At 72.5% G+C, this 17910-nt stretch carries 18 protein-coding genes, 7 tRNA genes and 1 pseudogene; 16 read left to right on the top strand and 10 right to left on the bottom strand.

All coding sequences use genetic code 11. The features are described from left to right. The first annotated feature begins 55 nt into the window (after positions 1-55). Positions 56-874: an RNA methyltransferase gene (locus AB0924_RS03380; RefSeq protein WP_366910533.1), complete on the top strand. Its 819-nt coding sequence runs from the start codon at positions 56-58 to the stop codon at positions 872-874. Here the strand turns inward: AB0924_RS03380 and AB0924_RS03375 are convergent. Beyond that, positions 841-2226, bottom strand: coding sequence for a protein kinase (locus AB0924_RS03375; RefSeq protein ID WP_358932273.1), 1386 nt, complete (start codon positions 2224-2226; stop codon positions 841-843). The genes AB0924_RS03380 and AB0924_RS03375 overlap by 34 nt on opposite strands. 624 nt (positions 2227-2850) lie before the next feature. Here AB0924_RS03375 and AB0924_RS03370 point away from each other — a divergent pair. The 3 genes from AB0924_RS03370 to AB0924_RS03360 all read left to right on the top strand — a co-directional run bounded on the left by AB0924_RS03370 (position 2851) and on the right by AB0924_RS03360 (position 4899). Then, a complete protein-coding gene (locus AB0924_RS03370; RefSeq protein ID WP_185091440.1) occupies positions 2851-3027 on the top strand; it encodes a hypothetical protein in 177 nt (58 codons plus the stop codon). Between the two features lie 577 nt (positions 3028-3604). Next, complete coding sequence (locus AB0924_RS03365) at positions 3605-4525, top strand: aminoglycoside phosphotransferase family protein (protein ID WP_366910640.1); 921 nt, start codon at positions 3605-3607, stop codon at positions 4523-4525. A gap of 80 nt (positions 4526-4605) precedes the next feature. Next, positions 4606-4899 carry a zf-TFIIB domain-containing protein gene (locus AB0924_RS03360; protein WP_358932242.1) on the top strand — a complete coding sequence of 98 codons (294 nt, stop codon included), beginning with the start codon at positions 4606-4608 and terminating at the stop codon, positions 4897-4899. Positions 4900-4961: 62 nt separating this feature from the next. Here the strand turns inward: AB0924_RS03360 and AB0924_RS03355 are convergent. The 5 genes from AB0924_RS03355 to AB0924_RS03335 all read right to left on the bottom strand — a co-directional run bounded on the left by AB0924_RS03355 (position 4962) and on the right by AB0924_RS03335 (position 5428). Then, positions 4962-5033, bottom strand: a tRNA-Val gene (locus AB0924_RS03355). Positions 5034-5062: 29 nt separating this feature from the next. Continuing rightward, positions 5063-5134: transfer RNA gene (locus tag AB0924_RS03350), tRNA-Val, on the bottom strand. A 36-nt stretch (positions 5135-5170) separates the two neighbouring features. Next, a tRNA-Val gene (locus AB0924_RS03345) sits at positions 5171-5242 on the bottom strand. 1 nt (position 5243) lies between these two features. Beyond that, positions 5244-5317 (bottom strand) — tRNA-Cys (locus AB0924_RS03340). A gap of 38 nt (positions 5318-5355) precedes the next feature. Continuing rightward, positions 5356-5428, bottom strand: a tRNA-Gly gene (locus tag AB0924_RS03335). Between the two features lie 178 nt (positions 5429-5606). Between AB0924_RS03335 and AB0924_RS03330 the strand changes: the two genes are divergently transcribed. The 3 genes from AB0924_RS03330 to AB0924_RS03320 are packed head-to-tail and all read left to right on the top strand — an operon-like array spanning position 5607 to position 8366. After that, complete coding sequence (locus AB0924_RS03330; protein ID WP_358932244.1) at positions 5607-6671, top strand: chorismate-binding protein; 1065 nt, start codon at positions 5607-5609, stop codon at positions 6669-6671. Beyond that, positions 6668-7489 (top strand): aminodeoxychorismate lyase, encoded by an 822-nt coding sequence (locus AB0924_RS03325; protein WP_366910532.1) that lies wholly within the window; start codon positions 6668-6670, stop codon positions 7487-7489. The genes AB0924_RS03330 and AB0924_RS03325 overlap by 4 nt, the downstream gene beginning before the upstream one ends. Positions 7490-7541: 52 nt before the next feature. Continuing rightward, positions 7542-8366: a GNAT family N-acetyltransferase gene (locus AB0924_RS03320; protein ID WP_366910531.1), complete on the top strand. Its 825-nt coding sequence runs from the start codon at positions 7542-7544 to the stop codon at positions 8364-8366. A 10-nt stretch (positions 8367-8376) separates the two neighbouring features. On the opposite strand, the gene AB0924_RS03315 is transcribed toward AB0924_RS03320, so the two are convergent. Continuing rightward, a complete protein-coding gene (locus tag AB0924_RS03315; protein WP_359546980.1) occupies positions 8377-8898 on the bottom strand; it encodes a DsbA family protein in 522 nt (173 codons plus the stop codon). Positions 8899-9263: 365 nt separating this feature from the next. Between AB0924_RS03315 and AB0924_RS03310 the strand changes: the two genes are divergently transcribed. Further along, positions 9264-9719 carry a hypothetical protein gene (locus tag AB0924_RS03310; RefSeq protein WP_358932252.1) on the top strand — a complete coding sequence of 152 codons (456 nt, stop codon included), beginning with the start codon at positions 9264-9266 and terminating at the stop codon, positions 9717-9719. A 122-nt stretch (positions 9720-9841) separates the two neighbouring features. Beyond that, entirely contained in the window at positions 9842-9994 is a 153-nt protein-coding gene (locus AB0924_RS03305; RefSeq protein ID WP_174266498.1) for a hypothetical protein, read from the top strand. 94 nt (positions 9995-10088) lie between these two features. Here AB0924_RS03305 and AB0924_RS03300 read toward each other — a convergent pair whose 3' ends face one another. Beyond that, on the bottom strand, positions 10089-10649 hold the full coding sequence (locus tag AB0924_RS03300) for a CGNR zinc finger domain-containing protein (RefSeq protein WP_358932254.1): 561 nt from the start codon (positions 10647-10649) through the stop codon (positions 10089-10091). 292 nt (positions 10650-10941) lie between these two features. Beyond that, a complete protein-coding gene (locus AB0924_RS03295; RefSeq protein WP_004002642.1) occupies positions 10942-11355 on the bottom strand; it encodes an SsgA family sporulation/cell division regulator in 414 nt (137 codons plus the stop codon). Between the two features lie 190 nt (positions 11356-11545). Between AB0924_RS03295 and AB0924_RS03290 the strand changes: the two genes are divergently transcribed. The 7 genes and pseudogenes from AB0924_RS03290 (at position 11546) to AB0924_RS03260 (ending at position 17059) form a co-directional block, all read left to right on the top strand. Then, a complete protein-coding gene (locus AB0924_RS03290) occupies positions 11546-12007 on the top strand; it encodes a TIGR02611 family protein (RefSeq protein WP_358932256.1) in 462 nt (153 codons plus the stop codon). A gap of 96 nt (positions 12008-12103) precedes the next feature. Beyond that, positions 12104-12175 (top strand) — tRNA-Val (locus tag AB0924_RS03285). Between the two features lie 325 nt (positions 12176-12500). Further along, a complete protein-coding gene (locus AB0924_RS03280) occupies positions 12501-12920 on the top strand; it encodes a hypothetical protein (RefSeq protein WP_366910644.1) in 420 nt (139 codons plus the stop codon). Further along, positions 12878-14503 (top strand): annotated as a pseudogene (locus AB0924_RS03275) (extracellular solute-binding protein); the annotation flags it as partial. The gene AB0924_RS03280 and the pseudogene AB0924_RS03275, both read left to right, overlap by 43 nt. Before the next feature lie 131 nt (positions 14504-14634). Beyond that, the gene (locus tag AB0924_RS03270; RefSeq protein WP_358940145.1) at positions 14635-15081 is read left to right on the top strand and encodes an SRPBCC family protein; all 447 of its coding nucleotides are present in this window, start codon (positions 14635-14637) and stop codon (positions 15079-15081) included. Between the two features lie 39 nt (positions 15082-15120). Next, positions 15121-15192 (top strand) — tRNA-Val (locus tag AB0924_RS03265). Positions 15193-15262: 70 nt separating this feature from the next. Beyond that, the gene (locus tag AB0924_RS03260) at positions 15263-17059 is read left to right on the top strand and encodes a DUF2207 domain-containing protein (protein WP_366910530.1); all 1797 of its coding nucleotides are present in this window, start codon (positions 15263-15265) and stop codon (positions 17057-17059) included. A gap of 34 nt (positions 17060-17093) precedes the next feature. On the opposite strand, the gene AB0924_RS03255 is transcribed toward AB0924_RS03260, so the two are convergent. Then, positions 17094-17819 (bottom strand): 3'-5' exonuclease, encoded by a 726-nt coding sequence (locus tag AB0924_RS03255; protein ID WP_358940147.1) that lies wholly within the window; start codon positions 17817-17819, stop codon positions 17094-17096. Positions 17820-17910: the final 91 nt, after the last annotated feature.

Here is a 17910-nt window from a genome sequence, read left to right as displayed (position 1 = left end):
CCCTCTTCCCAGCCGCCGGCAACCGACCCACCCCAGGACAAGGCAGTATCACCCCGTGGCCGAGCTCATCACCATCGAGGATCCCGACGACCCCCGCCTGCGCGACTACACGGGCCTGACCGACGTCGAGCTGCGCCGCAGGCGCGAGCCCGCCGAGGGCCTGTTCATCGCCGAGGGCGAGAGGGTCATCAGAAGGGCCAAGGACGCCGGGTACGAGATGCGGTCCATGCTGCTCTCGGCCAAGTGGGTCGACGTCATGCGGGACGTCATCGACGCGATGCCGGCCCCGGTGTACGCGGTCACCCCGGACCTGGCCGAGCGGGTCACCGGCTACCACGTCCACCGCGGCGCACTCGCCTCCATGCGGCGCAAGCCGCTGCCGACGACGGGGGAGTTGCTGCGCGACGCCCGGCGGGTCGTGGTCATGGAGGCGGTCAACGACCACACCAACATCGGCGCGATCTTCCGCTCCGCGGCCGCCCTCGGCATGGACGCGGTGCTGCTCTCGCCCGACTGCGCCGACCCGTTGTACCGGCGCAGCGTCAAGGTCTCGATGGGCGCGGTCTTCTCCGTGCCCTACGCCCGCCTGGAGACCTGGCCCAAGGGCCTGGACGGGGTCCGTGAGGCAGGCTTCACCCTCCTCGCGCTCACCCCGGACGACAGGGCCCGCACCCTCGACGAGGCCGCCCCGCACCGGATGGACCGGGTGGCCCTGATGCTCGGAGCCGAGGGCGACGGCCTGTCCACGAAGGCCCTGGCCGCCGCCGACGATTGGGTCCGCATCCCGATGTCCCACGGCGTCGACTCCCTGAACGTCGGCGCGGCCGCCGCGGTGGCGTTCTACGCGGTGGCCTCGGGCCGCCCCGGGGCCTGAACCGGGGACACCGGACGCCCCTCGGCCGACGGGTGCGAACCCAGCCGCAGTCCCACGCGCTGCCGCCGCCCGTCGTCGCCCAGACCGCGCGCCGGACCCTGGCAGCCCTGGGCGACGGCGATGCCGAGCGCGACCAGCAACGTCACCACGACGAACACGAACAGCCGCTGACGCAGCAGCCGCGGATTGGCCGGCCGCAGCCGGCTTCCCGTCGGGCGCGGGGCCGGCCGCCCGGTGCCGCTGCGCGGACCGGGCCGGCTGCCGCTGCCGGAGCGCGGGCCGCCGCGAGGGACCGGGGTGGACCGGGCCGTGCCGGGGCGCGAAGCCACCCCGCCGCCCCGCGAAACGCTGCCGCCGCGGGCGGGCGCACCGCCCCTGGCGGGCGTGTTCCCACGCGGCACCGGAGTGCCGGGAGCAGCGCGCCGCTGGGCGCGCTGCTGCTCGGGGTAGGTGTCGGCGAGCCGCCCGGTCGGCAGGTCCGCCTCCGCGACGCGCGGCGCGGGCGGCCGTACGTCGGCCAGGCCCTGTGCCTCGCGGGCGGCGATCTCCTTGAGCCGGAGCGACAGTTGCAGCGTGCTCGGCCGGTGGTCGGGGTCCTTGGCGAGACAGGCCCGGACCAGCGGGGCGAGAGCGTCCGGTACACCGTGCAGCTGCGGTTCCTCGTGCACCACGCGGTACAGCATCACCTCGGAACTGCCCTGCCCGAACGGTGAGTCGCCGGTCGACGCGTAGGCCAGCGTCGCGCCCAGCGAGAACACGTCGGTCGCCGGGGTCACGGCGGCGCCGCGCACCTGCTCCGGGGCGAGGAAGCCCGGCGAGCCGACCGCCGTGCCGACGTGGGTGAGCGTGGAGGCGCCGGTGGCCCAGGCGATGCCGAAGTCGATGATCCGCGGCCCCTTCGGGGACAGCAGGATGTTGGACGGCTTCAGGTCCCGGTGCACGACGCCGGCCTCGTGCACGGCCACCAGCCCCTCGGACAGGGCCGCGCCGATCGCCGCCGCGTCGGCCGCGCCGAGCGGGCCGTCGTCGGCGACCTTGTCGTGCAGGGAGGGCCCGGGCACGTACTGCGTGGCGAACCAGGGCCGCTCGGCCTCCAGGTCCGCGGCCACCAGCCGGGCCGTGCACCCGCCCCTGATCCGCCGGGCCGCCGAGACCTCACGGGCGAAGCGCGACCGGAACTCCTGGTCCTCCGCGAGATCGGGCCGGATCACCTTGAGCGCGACCCGCTGGCCCTTCTTGTCGGAGCCGAGGTAGACCACGCCCATCCCGCCCGCGCCGAGCCGTCGGTGAAGCCTGAACGAGCCGACGACGCGCGGGTCCTCGCGCCTCAGGCGCATCATCGCCATGTTCATCCCCGCTGCCCGGTCCCTGTGACGTGCCACAGCTTACGTTTCCACGGCCGCCCGCGCGCATAGGCCGCGCCCTCTCGGCCCGAGGGATTGTCCACCGCGCGCGGACAGAGGTGAGACAAGGTCAGGAAGCCGTCCCGCGCAGTGCCATTGAGACCATGCCGACTCCAACCGGACCTCATGACACGGACGTTGATCCGACGCACCGCGACCGCGCGCAGGCCACGGCGGCCGCGACGCGGCACTCGCGACCGAACCGGACCGCGCCCGGCGGGACCGGTCACCGGACGATCCGGACACCCGCCTCCGACCGCCCGGAAACGGAGGAAGTGATCGAACTCACTCGAAGTGCCGCGCCGGCAGGTCCGGACATGACGGGACACAGCGGGCGCCCCCTCCGGGAAGACCCCGAGAGTCAGGTCCATGTCTCCACCCAGGGGAGTACTCCGCCGGATGCCGCTCATCCTCCGGGAGGCCCGCCAATCGGTACGAGGGCATGACGCCCGCCTGGCAGCGCGCGCCTAGATTTGAGGTCAAGCGGCGGGTGCAGCACTCGTCCCCCGAGGTCAGACACCCGCCGCTGCCGGAACAAGAGTCAGTACGGCAGACACGGTCAGGAGAGGGACCGTGGCCCACACGGCACCACGGCGCACCACGTTCGCCCCCCGCCGCACGGGCCGCCGCCACCCCCTGGTGGCGACGCTCATGGCCCTCCCTCTGGCGGCCCTGCTCCTGCTCGTCTTCGACGGCTGGGAGACGGTGGCCACACAGGCGTCGTCCGTGGGTGTGATGCTGGGGCGCTGAGCGGCGACCCCAGGCCCGGAAGAGCGGTCCGGGCGGGGACATCCATCCATGAAACCCCGTGGGGACGGGGGTGCGGCGGACGGCAGAAATGCCGGCGCAGCTGGGGAGCTGCGCCGGCATTACGCCGTTCCACGACTCGGCCACGCGCACCCGAACCGCCCAGCCACGAGTCCCGCCCAGTTGCGGCATGAGTGCCGCCCAGCTGTGGGCACCCGGCCCGCCCAGCTATGGGCACTGGACCCGCCCAGTCGCGAGTCCCGGCCCGCCCAGCCGCGGCATGGGTGCCGCCCAGCTATGGGCACTCGACCCGCCCCGCTGCGGGCATGCGTGCCGCCTGGGGCGGCACGGGTGGGCGCAGCGGCACCCCCCAAGCGCGGGGCGAGCGAAACACCCTCGGGCCGGCACCGGCGCGGCCCCGCCATCACGGCACCGGCACCCAACCCCGCCGAGCCAGAGCCCAGGACACCGTCCACCGTCACAGCACCGCCCGCCGCAGGCGTACGCTCACTCGACACCGCCCCACCCCCGAGGCCGAAGTGACCCCTTGAACCTCCTGACCGCGCTCACCACAAAGGCCATAGCCACCGCTCACCCCCACCAGCTCCCCGGCGGAGCCCCCTGCACCTGCCCGGGAATCACCCTCGCCGACCGCCCCGACGCCACCGTCGTCCGGCACGCCGGCACCGTCGCCAAGGCCCACGCCCCGGACACCGACCCCGCCGGCCTCACCCTCCGCCTGGCCACGGCCGCCCGCGTCCCGGACGTCCTCCTGCCCCCGCTCACCCCCACCCCCACCGCCCTGCACGACCGCCTCGTCACCCTCTGGCCTTACGGCACCCCGGTCGACCCGGACGACCCCGACGCCGCCCCCTGGGAAGCGGCCGCCACCCTCCTCGCCCGCCTGCACCGAACGGCCCCCGGCGACCGCGTCCCCCCGCCCCCCATGCGCGGCCCCGCCAAGGCCGCCCACGCCCTCGCCCGCCTGCGCACGGCTCTGAGCGCCGCCCCCCACCCGGCCGGGCCGCCCGTCCTCCGCGCCTGGGCCGCCCTCCCCGCCTGGGCCCGCGCCGAGGCGCCCATGCCCGGCACCCCGGCTCTCTGCCACGGCGACCTGCACCTCGGCCAGCTCGTGCGGCACCCGGCACCCGACGGCCCCTGGCGGCTGATCGACCTGGACGACCTCGGCCTCGGCGTCCCGGCCTGGGACCTCGCCCGCCCCGCCGCGTGGTTCGCCTGCGGCCTGCTCCCGCCCGACGAGTGGACCCGGTTCCTGGCCGCCTACCGCGAGGCCGGCGGCCCCGCCGTACCGGCGGACGGCGACCCCTGGCCGGCCCTGGACGTCCCCGCCCGCGCGCTCACCGCGCAGACCGCGGCCCGCGCCCTCACCAAGGCGATCGACGCCGGCCGCCCGCTGGACGAGGTGGAGCAGGCCCTGGTCGACGCCTGTGCCCGAATGAGTGCCGTACCCCGCCAGTTGACGCGCGGTTTCCCGGCGTAGGGTGCAACCGACCGGGGCCGCACGGAGTCTGTCCTGGGGAAACGCGAAGCAGGACCGACAGGCGAGGAGTTGAGCCGACCATGCAGTGTCCGAAGTGCCATGCGCCGATGCACACCTACAACCGCAACGGCGTCCAGATCGAGCAGTGCAGCGGCTGCCGCGGCATCTTCCTCGACTACGGCGAGCTGGAGGCGCTGACCCGTCTGGAGTCCCAGTGGTCCCAGCCGGCGCCCCCGCCCCCGGCCGCCCCGCAGGCGTACCCGGCTCCGTCCGCCCCCGCCTGGGGCGCCCCGCACGGCGGTGGCCACCACGGCGGCCACTACGGCGGTCACCACCGCCACAAGAGCTTCGGCCACATGCTGTTCTCCAGCTGATCCGGGCCGGTACCACGAAGAAGCCCCCGGCCGTACGAGACGGCCGGGGGCTTCTTGCTGCGTGGACGATACTGGGATTGAACCAGTGACCTCTTCCGTGTCAGGGAAGCGCTCTCCCGCTGAGCTAATCGTCCGCGGGCTGTGACCCGGGAGTCACAGACAGTGCGCGATACTGGGATTGAACCAGTGACCTCTTCCGTGTCAGGGAAGCGCTCTCCCGCTGAGCTAATCGCGCGGGTTCGGGTCCTGCCGTACGAGCCGACGGATCCAGTGGACGATACTGGGATTGAACCAGTGACCTCTTCCGTGTCAGGGAAGCGCTCTCCCGCTGAGCTAATCGTCCTTGGAGGTGGAGACGGGATTTGAACCCGTGTAGACGGCTTTGCAGGCCGTTGCCTCGCCTCTCGGCCACTCCACCAGGAGTGTAGGGGATCGGGATGACCCCTTCTTCCTTCGAGCGGACGACGAGGCTCGAACTCGCGACCTCAACCTTGGCAAGGTTGCGCTCTACCAACTGAGCTACGTCCGCCTGTCGTTTCGGTCCGCTCTCGCGTCCCGGCGACGTGTTGAACTCTAGCGGATTCCCGGGCCAGTACAAAAACGCGTTTGCGCAGCGTGCTGCGCTGCACCCGGCGCATGGGGCGGCCGGTGGTTCCGGGGGGACATCTCCCGGCCGCGATTCGGACACCAGCCCTAGACTCGACCTTGTGCTTCACCACCCTTCCGGCCCACCTTCCCTGGCCCGTTTCGGCACCCGCCTCGCCACCGGTCTGCTCGACGTCACCGACGATCCCACCGCCCTGGACTCGGCCGGTTTCTGGGCGGTCTGCGCGGACTTCGAGGGCCGGCTGACCTGCGCCCGCTTCGCCGAGGTCCGGCAGGAGCCGGTGCCCGCCCCGGTGCCGGGCGGCTGGCGTGGCCCGGCGGTGACCGAGTGGACCTCCTCGCTGGACCGCGCCGGGTACACCGCGGCCGTGCACCGGATCCGCGAGCACATCGCCGCCGGCGAGGTCTACCAGGCCAACCTCTGCCGGGTGCTGAGCGCGCCCGTCGACCCCGACGCCGACGTGGACGCCCTGACCGCCCTGCTGGCCCGCGGCAACCCGGCGCCGTACGCGGGCACGATCCGGCTGCCCGGGCACGGCGTCGAGATCGCCACCGCCTCGCCGGAGCTGTTCCTGCGCCGCGCCGGCCGGACCGTCGAGTCCGGCCCCATCAAGGGCACCGGCCGCACCGAGGCGGACCTGCTGGAGAAGGACTACGCCGAGAACGTGATGATCGTGGACCTGGTCCGCAACGACGTCGGACGGGTCTGCGCCACCGGCAGCGTGAGCGTTCCCGACCTGTGCGTCGTGGAGAAGCACCCCGGCCTGGTCCACCTGGTCTCCACGGTCCGCGGCGAACTGCGCCCGGACACCGGCTGGCCGGAACTGCTCGCCGCGGCCTTTCCGCCCGGCTCCGTCACCGGCGCCCCCAAGTCCAGCGCGCTCAGCATCATCGAGGCGCTGGAGCCCGCCCCGCGCGGCCCGTACTGCGGCGGCATCGGCTGGGTCGACGCCGACCGGGGCGTCGGCGAGCTGGCCGTCGGCATCCGCACCTTCTGGATCGACCGCTCCGCCCCCGGCACGCCGGTGCTGCGCTTCGGCACCGGCGCCGGCATCACCTGGGGATCCGACCCCGAGGGGGAGTGGCGGGAGACCGAGCTGAAGGCGTCCCGGCTGCTCGCGGTAGCGTCGGGGCTGTACCAGGAAAGTGGAAGGGCTCTCACATGAGGATCTGGCTCGACGGCGCACTGCGGGACATCGACTCCGCCCGGGTGTCCGTCTTCGACCACGGGCTGACCGTCGGCGACGGCGTCTTCGAGACGGTGAAGGCCGTCGACGGCAGCCTCTTCGCGCTCACCCGCCACCTGGACCGGCTGACCCGCTCGGCCCGCGGCCTGGGCCTGCCCGACCCCGACCTCGACGAGGTCCGCCGCGCCTGCGCGGCCGTCCTCGAAGCCACCCCGATGCCGCTCGGCCGGCTGCGCATCACCTACACCGGCGGCCACGGACCGCTCGGCTCCGACCGCGGCGAGCACGGCCCGACCCTGGTGGTCGCCCTCGGCGACACCGCCCGCCGCCCGGAGACCACCGCCGTGATCACGGTGCCCTGGACCCGCAACGAGCGGGGTGCGCTCACCGGCCTGAAGACCACCTCGTACGCCGAGAACGTCGTCGCCCTCGCCCGCGCCCACCAACACGGCGCCTCCGAGGCGCTGTTCGCCAACACGGTCGGACAGCTCTGCGAGGGCACCGGGTCGAACGTCTTCGTCGTCCTGGACGGCGAGATCCACACCCCGCCGGTCGCCTCCGGCTGCCTCCCCGGCATCACCCGCGCCCTCGTGGTGGAGTGGACCGGCGCCAGGGAGACCGATCTGCCGCTGGACGTGCTGGACCGCGCCGAGGAGGTCTTCCTCACCTCCAGCCTGCGCGACGTCCAGGCCGTGCACCGGGTCGACGCCCGGGAACTGCCCGGCGCCCCCGGTCCGGCGACCCTCAAGGCGATGCGGATCTTCGACGAGCGGTCCGGGCACGACCTGGATCCGTGACCGGCGCGAAATTCGGCTGACCCGGGGGCGCCGAGCGGGTAGAACACCCGTGATGACGACGACCCTGCGGCCGGCCGAGCCGCTTCAGCGCAACACCGACGGAACACGCTCGCGCCGGTACCAGGTGTGTGTGAACGGCCGCCCCGTGGGCGTGCTCCGCCTCGGCACCTCGGCGAACCTCGGCGACTCGGTGGCGCGCGTCATCGAGCTGCGGATAGCCGAGCCGGACCGGCGGCGCGGCAGGGGGACGGTGGCCGCGCTGGCCGCGGAGGAGGTCGCCCGCGGCTGGGGCTGCGCCCAGATGGAGGCCGTGGTCCCGGCGGCGGCGGAGTCCGCGCTGCGGCTGGCCGGCGCCCTCGGCTACACCCTGCGCAACCGCGGCATGGAGAAGCGCCTCGGTGACACACCGCCCGAACTGCCCGCGGACAGCCGGGCACGGCCGATGACCCCCGCCGAGTTCGCCGCCTGGCAGGAGCACGAGGCCGCCGACTACGCCCGGATGTGGATCGAGCGGGGCGTTCCCGAGGCGGCCGCGTACGACAAGGCCCGCAGGGACCACGAGATGCTGCTGCCGCAGGGACAGGCCACGGAGAACATGCGGCTCAGCGTCCTGGAGCACGCGGGGACGCGGGTGGGCGTGCTGTGGCTGGCCCTGCAGGAGGACAAGGCGTTCGTCTTCGACGTCGAGACCGACCCGGCACACCGGGGGCGGGGACACGGCCGCACGCTCATGCTGCTTGCGGAACGCCAGGCGATCGCCGCCGGCCGGCCGGTCCTCGGGCTCAACGTCTTCGCCGGCAACGCCCCGGCCGAGCGGCTCTACGAGTCACTGGGCTACGAGACGACGGACTCCGCCTTCACCAAGCCGCTGCTCTGACCGGGCCGGGTCACGCCTGCCCGGCCAGCAGCCGGTCGGCGATCTCCGTGATCCGCTCGCGCAGACCCTCCTGGCTCTTGCCGCCGTCGAGACGTTCGCCGCCGATGACGTACGTAGGGGTACCGGTCACGCCGATGGCCTTGCCCTCGGCCTGGTCGGCGTCGACGATCAGGATGTGCCGGCCGTCGATCAGCGCGGTGTCGAACTCCTCGGCGTCCAGACCCAGTTCGCGGGCCACCTCCACCAGGAGGGGTTCTCCAGCACGGTCCAGCTCCGACACCCGCGCCAGCACCGCTTCCACGTACGGCCAGCCCTGCCCCTGCGCCAGGGCCTCCTCGGCGGCCTGGGCGGCGGCGAAGGCGTGCTTGTGCTTCTCCAGCGGGAAGTGCCGCAGCCGCAGCTCCAGCCGGTCCCCGTAGCGTGCGCGCAGGGCGCGGACGTCGTCCAGGGCGCTCAGGCAGTCGGGGCACTGGAGTTCGCACCAGACGTCGAGGACGAGGGGTTCGGTGCGGTGGGGTGAGGAGTCGCTCATGGGCACCAGTCTTCCAGGCGAGCCCTCGGGGGCCGAATCGGGCGCCGCCCCGGCGGTCGTCGCGGCGCTCCTGGGTCTCCCGTGCGGACCTGACCCGTGGGCTCGGGGTCTCCCGTCCGGGCCCCACCCGTGGACTCGGGATCTCTCGCGCCCGGACCCGGCGCGTCGGCTCGGGGGTCTCCCGCCCGGACCGGCTACGGGGAGGACGCGGACTGGACCTGCGGAGGAGGCGACCCGGAGATCTCCCTGATGTCGGGCCGGAGCATGGCCTCACAGGACCGGGACGGTGCAGGATGGAACGGACGAAGCGCACACTCCGTGCCGCTCCCGTCCCGCCACCCGACCGAGCCCGCCAGGAGGACCGGATGATTGCCGAGACCGTCTGCTCCGCCGTCTCCGCGGCGGGCCTGGGCATAGCGGTGGTCACCGCCTACCGCAAGCGCTACCTCTCCGCCGTGCGGATCGCGGCCTACTCCCTCGTGCCGATCGGCCTGGTGATGACAGGGATCGTCGGCTGGCTCTCCGACACCGCCTTCAGCCCCACGGCCTGGGCCGGCTTCGCCGTGCTGGGCGCGGCCTGGCTGCTGTTCGCGGGGAGCCGCGCCGTCGAGCGCCGGCGTGGTGGCACCCGTGCCGAGCGCAGGGCCGAGCGCGCCGCGGCCCGTGGCGCCCGGTCCGAGGCGGTGGCGCCTGCGGCCTCGGCCCCCTCGCTCGGCGCCGGGAAGAGCCCCGCGACCCGGCCCGCCGCCCCGCCCGCCGGCACGACCTCCGCCGACGACTTCAGCGACATCGAGGCCATCCTCAAGAAGCACGGCATATGACCTGAAACCGTTCACAACCGGAACCAAGGTGAACCGGTCAGTGGGCAATACGATGAAGACCCGGACTCGGGGAGTGTGCTGATCGCCAACGGGGTGCCGCCTGGGCCATCATCACCCGCGAGATGCTGGACACGTCAGAGAGCGAGGCCGCGCCGCCGAAGGATGAGCCGCGCGGGTGCCTCTTCGCCCTTTCCCAGCCACCGCTGATGATCTTCCTTGCGGTGATCGGGTGTCTCATCCTCATGGCTGCGCTGCACGATCTGCTGTTGCTGTGAGCCGTACACGTCCGTCCCGGCGTCACCCGCCGGGACTGGCGTCGCCCCGCCGGACCGGCGTCGGCTTGATGAGCGCGCGCTTGCCGCCCGGCCGTCAGCCCGCCGCTTCCTTGCGCCGTGCCCGGTAGGCGGCCACGTGCAGCCGGTTGCCGCAGGTCCGGCTGTCGCAGTAGCGCCGCGAGCGGTTGCGGGACAGATCCACGAAGGCACGCCGGCAGTCCGGGGCCTCGCAGCGCCGCAGCCGCTCCTGCTCCCCGGCCACCACGAAGAAGGCGAGCGCCATGCCGCAGTCGGCGGCCAGGTGGTCCGCCACGGACGCGCCGGGAGCGAAGTAGTGCACATGCCAGTCGTAACCGTCGTGGTCCGTGAGGCGCGGGGTGGTGCCGGCCGCGGCGACCAGTTCGTTGATCTGCCCCGCCGCCGCCCGGGCGTCCGGCGCGGCGAAGATCCCCGCGAACCGGCTCCGGACCTTGCGCACCGCCGACAGATCGAATTCCGACAGCACCCCGACATCACTGACGTTGTGGCCTCGCACGAAATCGGCGAGTGCCGCGACATCCGGCAGTCCGTCCACCGCCGCCTCGTCGTCCGGCGCGGAGTTCACCAGATCCACCACGGTGTCTAGGGCGCAGCGGGTGTCGTGGGTGATCAGCACGTTTCGCTCCCTGGCATGGAGGTCGGGCGGGCGCCCGCCGATGCCGGCCGATAGTAGCGACAACCGCGCCCACCGCACCGGGTACCGCCCCGCCGGCGGACCGCCGGCACGGCGCCCCCGTGCCCCTGGGGGTTCCCGAGTCTCCCACGCCCGGACGGCCGCGGTACACACGCAGGCGGACGCCATCACCGTGCGCGCTCACGGTGACGGCGCGGGCCTGCCGTATGCGGTTGTCCTGAGCCCGAGCCGTCTCCCCGAGTGGACGGCGCCGGGCGGCTTCGAGGGGCGCGACCTAGCTCTCCGCCAGGATGTGCGACAGCTCCTGATCGAGGTCGAAGTGCCGGTGCTCCGTGCCGGGCGGCACGGCGGCGTCGGTTCGCTTCAGGAAGGACTCCAGGGCCCGCGCCGGAGCTTCCAGCAGAGCCTCTCCCTCAGGGGAGCTGAGGGCGATGCAGACCACGCCCTGACCATGACTGCGGGACGGCCAGACTCGGACGTCCCCGGTGCCGGTGGGACGGTGGAGACCCTCGGCGAGGAGGTCGCGGGCGAACACCCACTCGACGGTCTCCTCGGCTCCGGTGTGGAAGGTGGCGTGCACGGCGTAGGGGTCGGCCGTGTCGTACCGCAGGCCTGCGGGGACAGGCAGGGAGGACTCGCTCGACACAACGAGGCGCAGGTGCAGCTCGCAGCTGACCGTGGTGTTCATAAGCGCCAGGGCCTTTCGCTCAGTGTGCGCTCGGGGATTCGCACGTCGGCGAAATCGACATGCCACCTACGGTGCCGTTGTAAACCCCTCTGAGGGTTTTGCGTGTGTTTACGTAACTCTTCCGGCCGAGAACTCCTGTGAGACCTGCGACCATTCCAGTGACTGATTCACTACGGTAGGGTTTGTCTGTATGAATACGGGGAGTGACGAGCGGGGCGACGTTGCGGTGGCCATCGACGAGGCGGACGAGATGAAGGCAGACGAGGAACGAGCCGAGCGGGGACTCGGCTCCCGGGCTCCGCAGTTCGTCAAGTCACGCAGAGTGCTGCACTTGAGCTGGCAGGTCGGCGTCTTCGTGATCGGCCTCGCGGTCGTCGCGGCCGGTGTCGTCATGCTGCCGCTGCCCGGCCCCGGCTGGGTGGTCATCTTCGGCGGCATGGCGATCTGGGCGACCGAGTTCGTCTGGGCCCAGCTCGTGCTGCGCTGGACCAAGCGAAAGGTCACCGAGGCGGCCCAACGGGCCCTCGATCCCCGGGTGCGCCGGCGGAACATCACGCTGACGGTGATCGGCCTGGTGATAATCGGTGTGCTGGCGGGGATATACCTGTGGAAGTTCGGCTTCGTCATGCCGTGGAAGATCGAGGATCAGTGACCGGGGCCGGCGCCGGTCCGCCGGGCGCCGCCGGTAGTGCCTCCGACCCCTGGTCGGAGGCACCCCCTGACATGGGGTAATGTTCTTCCTGCGCCCGGGCGATTAGCTCAGTGGGAGAGCGCTTCGTTCACACCGAAGAGGTCACTGGTTCGAACCCAGTATCGCCCACCCGGAAGACGACCCACCTGCGAACAGCAGGTGGGTCGTCGTCATTCGGGACGTGCCGGCCGCCGCTGGAGTCCTGCGGTCACCCGTGCGGGGGCCGCCGCGGGTTGCCGTCCGGCTCGGCGGAGCCGATTCCGGCCGCCTCGGTGATCGCCCCCCGTGTTCGGCCCCTCGGCCGCACCTCCCCTCACCTGTCAGGTCACGCGCCCGGCCGCTTCGCCACCGCGACTCCCGCAGCCCCGGGGCCGAAGAAAATCCTGTCCGAATCATTGACGCACCCCGAGCCCCTCCGTAACTTGTGCCAGCAAGCGCTTACTTGAAACGATTCATGAGCGGCGACGACGCTGCGGGGGGCCCGACTGTGGGAACCAGCAGGAATCTTGAGAGGCGTACGCTCCTGAAGGCGGCCGGTGCCTCGGCCGCCGCCCTCGGGCTCGCGGCGACGACCGGGTGTGGCGGTGGCAGCGGTTCCGGGGATGGAACGGTGACGATCCGTTACTCCTGGTGGGGTGCCGAGGAGCGGGCCAAGAAGATCAGCCGGACGATCGCGCTCTTCGAGAAGAAGTACCCCAAGATCAAGGTCAAGACCGACTTCCAGACGTATCAATCGTTCTGGGAGAAGTTCCAGACACAGGCCGCCGGTGGAAATCCCCGGACGTTTTCCAAAACGCCGTCACGTTTCTTCGGAAGTACGACAAGCGCGGAATTCTCCTCGACCTCAAGTCCCAGGTGCGGGAAGGGAACCTGAGCCTGGATCACTTCCGGGCGGGCGTCACGAAGGTCGGCGAGGTGGACGGCAAGCAGCTGGGAATTCCCGTCGGGTCCAACACCATGGCACTCGTCATCGACAAGAAGCTCTTCCAGCAGGCGGGTGTCGAGCCGGCACAGGGCTGGACCTGGGACGAGTACTTCAAGGCACTGAAGACCATCCACGAGCTCACGGACGCCGCCGGCAAGGAGTTCCCCGTACAGTCCTGGCCGCTCGCCCACTGGCCCGACGGCTCCCTCAAGTGGCGGCGCACGCGCTGGGTTCGGGCTCCGGCAGGCTGATCCTCACCACCGGTACGCCCAAGGCCCCCGACAGGAAGGTCACCGTCGGCACGAGCGGCGGCACCGTCGACGTCTCCACCGGTGTCATCACCGCGCGGATCGGCGGGAACGGCTCGACCCTGATCAAGTCGGTCACCCGGGGATCGACCGAGATCGCCAGGAACGGCCGGCTGGTGCTCATCCGGCAGCCCGAGGCCGAGGACGGCGACCAGGGGACGGTGCGGACGGAGCGCTTCGACGGCGCGATCGACTCCGTCACCGTCGAGCGGGACGGCCCGGTCCGCGCGGTGGCCCGCATCGACGGCAAGCACCGCAAGGGCAGCCACGGCTGGCTGCCGTTCTCGATCCGGCTCTACTTCTACGCCGGCTCCGACTCCTTCCGCATGGTGCAACCTACGACGGCACCCTGGAACCCGGCAGGGCGAGCGGCGACTTCATCCGCGGCCTCGGCGTCCGCTTCACCGTGCCGATGCGTGACGCCGCCTACGACCGGCACATCCGCGTCGGCGGCGAGGGCACCGGCCTGCTCCGCGAAGCCGTCCAGGGCATCACCGGGCTCCGCCGCGACCCGGGGGCCGCCGTGCAGGCCGCCCAGTTCGAGGGTAAGAAGCTGCCCGACCCGGCCACCTGGGACCAGCGGGTCACCACCCGCCTCCAGTACATCCCGCACTGGGGCGACTACACCCTCTCCCAGCTCTCCGCCGACGGCTTCACCGTGCGCAAGCGCACCACCAAGGGCTACGGCTGGATCGGTGCCGGCGGCGGGCGGCGGGCCTCCGGCTTCGGTTACGTGGGCGGCGCGAGCGGCGGACTCTCCTTCGGACTGCGGGACTTCTGGGAGAAGTTCCCCGCCCAGCCCGACATCCGCGACGCCCACACCGACGAGGCCGAGGTCACCCTCTGGCTCTGGTCCACCTGGTCGACATGCCGAAGTTCAAGGAGGCGTACCTGGACTACTGCCGGTACTTCAACGCGAGCAAGACCGAGCAGGCGGCCCGGTACGGCTCCAACTTCGGCAGCCTGATCCTCTTTCAGGGCCATTCGCGCCTCGACGCCTACGCCGCCGTCCAGACCGGGGACGAGGCGCTCGCCAAGCGCGCCTGGACCAAGTTCTACAACTCCGACGGCTACACCGAGAACTCACCCTGGAAGACCGAGAGGCTGACCGGACCGGCCGCCCTGGTCGAGGGCGCGGAGGCGAGCTGGGTGGCCACCAACGACACCGCGCTGTACGGCCTCGCGGCCATCGAGAACCTGGCCCTGCTCGGCGGCAGGATACCCGGCTGGAGGGAGCGATGGGGGAGCGCCGTCGCACGGGCGGCGGCGCTCGCCCCCCGAGTGTGGTGCGCGTCACTCGCGAGCGCATGAGTACGCGTACTCAGATCCGCGCGCCACGGCGGCAGACTCGGGCCATGGACTGGAACCACTACCGCTTCCGCACCCTGTGGTCCCTGCCCGCCCCGCCGGCCGACGTGTTCGCCGTGCTGGAGCGGCTTGAGGACTATCCGCGCTGGTGGCCGCAGGTGCGCTCGGTCACCCGCCTCGACGCCGTCACCGGCGTCCTCACCATCCGCTCCCTGCTGCCGTACGACATGACGCTCACCGCCCGCGAGACGCGCCGCGACCCGACCGCGGGCGTCCTGGAGGTGACCGTGTCCGGCGACATCGAGGGCTGGGCCCGCTGGACCCTCGCCCCCGCGGGCCCGGGCACGCTCGCCCGCTACGACCAGGTCGTCGACGTGGCCAAGCCCCTGCTCAGGCGGCTCGCCGTACCGGGCCGGCCCCTCTTCAGGGCCAACCACGCGCTGATGATGGCCGCCGGCCGCCGCGGACTGCTGCGCCACCTCCGAGCGGTTTGAAGTAACCCGGCGGAGCCCTGTATTGTTCAGTGCGTTCCCGGGCGATTAGCTCAGTGGGAGAGCGCTTCGTTCACACCGAAGAGGTCACTGGTTCGAACCCAGTATCGCCCACCGGGAAAGCCGGTCTGCAGACGCAGACCGGCTTTTTTCATGTCCGTTCGAACGTCTTGAGGGGGGCGTCGTGACCGATGGGGCAGGCAGGAGAAGACAGCGCGGGGGAAAGCCGGTACGACGGCGCAGAGTGTGGGCGCTGATCGTGGTCGTCGTCGTGCTGGTGGTGTTCGGCGGGGTCGTCGCACTGTCCCAACTCCTGGCGAACAAGGAGCGGGTCACCTCGATGTGGGTCGGTGCCGAGATACGCGCCGACGGCAGCGCCCGCGTCACCGAGGTCATCGACTACGACTTCGGGCACTCGGGCGACTCGCACGGCATCTACCGTGACGTGCCGGGCTCGCCCTTCGAGGACGGCGACCACGTGCGCGTCACCATGGACGGCCACAAGGTCCCCTACGAGGACACCTACGGCGACTACTACCAGGACGAGAAGGGCGAGCGGGACCTCGCCGACCGGCTGAAGATCGGCGACCCCGGCCACCTGGTCAGCGGAGTCCACCGCTACCGCATCCAGTACGTGCTCCCCGAGGTGGTGAAGGGACACCGGCTAGCCTGGGACGCGGTCGGCACCGGCTGGAAGGTGGACCGGGCGAACGTGGAGGTCCACGTCGTGGGCGCCCGCGGCTTCGGCGCACTCCGCTGTGAACGCGGTACCTGGGACGACGGCAGGCCCTGCACGGCCGTACAGAGCGAGCCGGGCCACCTCGTCGTCAGGGTCGGCAGGCTGAGCGGCAAGGAGGGCCTCACCCTGTACGCCACCGCCGCGAAGACCGAGGCCGCCGGCCCGGCGGCCCTGCCCGCGGCGCCCTCCGGCAGGGCCGTCGGCACCACCCTCCCGCACCCGATGCGCAACGGCGGGCTCTTCCTGGCCGTCGCGCTGACGTGCGCCGCGCTGACGGTCTGCGCGCTGCGCCACGCCGGGCGCGACCGCGTGACGGAGGACGGCGGCCGGGTCCGGCGCGTCGAGGCCGAACGGCTCGCCCGCACGCTCACGCCGTCCGCCGTACCACCCGACGACCTCACCCCGGCCCAGGGCGGCATCCTGCTCACCGAGCGCGCCGACAAGCACCACCAGGTCGCGTGGCTGCTCACCGCCGCGGCCGACGGGCTCATCGCCGTCCGGGGCGGCGACCGGCATCCGGTCATCGACCGCCGCGACTCCGGGGAGCCCGGCGACCAGGAGACCGAGGAGGTGCTGGACAAGATCTTCTCCGGCCGCTCCAGCCTGGCCCTGGGAACCCGCGACCACTGGTTCAGGCAGGGCTGGAACGACCTGCTGTACCGGCTGGACCGATGGCGTGCGACGTCCGACCTGTGGGACGCGGCCGGCCGGCGCCGTGCCGGTGCGGCGCTGACGGGCGGCCTGATCGGGACGCTGCTCGGCCTCGTGCTGGCGATCACGGGGGGCGTCCTGAGCGGCCGCCGCGTCGCCGCCGGATGGCCGGTCCTGCTGACGGCGGCCGTCCTCGCCGGAGTCGGCGCCGCCCTCGTCGGCCGGCACTGGGAACTGGAGCGGCGGACCCCGCTCGGTACCGCCCGCTGGCTCCAGGTCGAGGCGTTCCGGCGCTACTTGGCCGACCCCGCCACCTGCCCGGACGAACTGCCCACCGGGCAGCGGGCGGACCGGTACGCGGCCTGGGCGGTGGCCCTCGGTGTCGAATCCGCCTGGGAGGCGGCGGTCGGGGCCTCCACGTCGACGCGGCGCGCCTCCACCCTCAGCGGCAGCGACGTCCTGCTCGCCGCCGTCATCCTCTCCAGCGCACCCCCGCCGGCCCCCTCCGGAAGCTCCGGCGGTGGCGGTGGCGGCTCCACCTCCGGAGGCGTCGGCGGTGGTGCCGGAGGCGGGGGCGGCGGCTCCTGGTGAGACGGCGGGGCGCCGGCACCGGCGCCCCGCACCGTCAAGCCGCCGCCGGCAGCTCGGGCCGCAGGGGCCAGTCCGTGCTGACCGTCTCCTCCGAGCCGCTGCGGGCGAACCAGGCCTGCAGGCCGCGAGCCTGGGCCGCGTGCCAGTTGGCCTGGAGGGTGTGCAGCTCGGTGGGGGAGAGGCGCTCCAGACGGGTCGCGAAGCGGCGGCCCACGGCCCGTACGACCTCCAGCGCGGCCAGCGCGTCCGCCGCCGCGTCGTGCGCGCCCTCCAGGCTGACGCCGTAGTGCGCGCACAGGTCGGTCAGCGTGCGGCGGCCCTTGCGGTAGCGGTCCAGGTGCTTGTCCAGCACCCGCGGGTCCAGCACCCGCAGCGGCGCCGCCCGCAGCCAGTGGTCCAGCGAGGCGGCCCGGTGCCGGCGCAACTCCCGGTCCAGCAGGGTGAGATCGAACGGCGCGTTCATCACCACCAGCGGCCGTCCCATCGCCGCATGCTCGGCCAGCTGGTCGGCTATTTCGTACATCACCGGCGCCGGCCAGCGGCCGTTGCGCTGCAGGTGTTCCTCCGTCAGCCCGTGCACCGCGGTCGCCGCCTCGGGCACCGGCACACCGGGGTTCACCAGCCAGCGGGCGATCCGCGGCCGGGTGCCCGGCGCGTCCTGGACCACGACGGCGGCCGACACGATCCGGTCGGCCTCGACGTCCACACCCGTCGTCTCCGTGTCGAAGGCGGCCAGCGGCCCCTCGTACCAGCTCGTCATCGCAATACAACTCCTCGTCCGCCCGGGGCAGGTGACATCCCGTCTTCTGCCTGTTTGGTGATACCCGGGCCGTTTGCGCCGTACGCCGGAA

The sequence above is a fragment of the Streptomyces sp. NPDC047869 genome, assembly GCF_040704065.1.
Classification (GTDB): domain Bacteria; phylum Actinomycetota; class Actinomycetes; order Streptomycetales; family Streptomycetaceae; genus Streptomyces.
The sequence above is the reverse complement of the archived record's forward strand: the minus strand, read 5'-3'. Positions and strand labels throughout refer to the sequence as shown.

Excerpts from the sequence above, each read along its gene's own strand:
- AB0924_RS03375 (WP_358932273.1), bottom strand. The coding sequence starts at position 2,226 with ATGAACATGGCGATGATGCGCCTGAGGCGCGAGGACCCGCGCGTCGTC.
- AB0924_RS03295 (WP_004002642.1), bottom strand. The coding sequence starts at position 11,355 with ATGAACACCACGGTCAGCTGCGAGCTGCACCTGCGCCTCGTTGTGTCG.
- AB0924_RS03270 (WP_358940145.1), top strand. The coding sequence starts at position 14,635 with ATGGACTGGAACCACTACCGCTTCCGCACCCTGTGGTCCCTGCCCGCC.
- AB0924_RS03255 (WP_358940147.1), bottom strand. The coding sequence starts at position 17,819 with ATGACGAGCTGGTACGAGGGGCCGCTGGCCGCCTTCGACACGGAGACG.
- AB0924_RS03305 (WP_174266498.1), top strand. The coding sequence starts at position 9,842 with ATGCTGGACACGTCAGAGAGCGAGGCCGCGCCGCCGAAGGATGAGCCG.
- AB0924_RS03360 (WP_358932242.1), top strand. The coding sequence starts at position 4,606 with ATGCAGTGTCCGAAGTGCCATGCGCCGATGCACACCTACAACCGCAAC.
- AB0924_RS03325 (WP_366910532.1), top strand. The coding sequence starts at position 6,668 with ATGAGGATCTGGCTCGACGGCGCACTGCGGGACATCGACTCCGCCCGG.
- AB0924_RS03310 (WP_358932252.1), top strand. The coding sequence starts at position 9,264 with ATGATTGCCGAGACCGTCTGCTCCGCCGTCTCCGCGGCGGGCCTGGGC.
- AB0924_RS03315 (WP_359546980.1), bottom strand. The coding sequence starts at position 8,898 with ATGAGCGACTCCTCACCCCACCGCACCGAACCCCTCGTCCTCGACGTC.
- AB0924_RS03290 (WP_358932256.1), top strand. The coding sequence starts at position 11,546 with ATGAATACGGGGAGTGACGAGCGGGGCGACGTTGCGGTGGCCATCGAC.
- AB0924_RS03280 (WP_366910644.1), top strand. The coding sequence starts at position 12,501 with ATGAGCGGCGACGACGCTGCGGGGGGCCCGACTGTGGGAACCAGCAGG.
- AB0924_RS03320 (WP_366910531.1), top strand. The coding sequence starts at position 7,542 with ATGACGACGACCCTGCGGCCGGCCGAGCCGCTTCAGCGCAACACCGAC.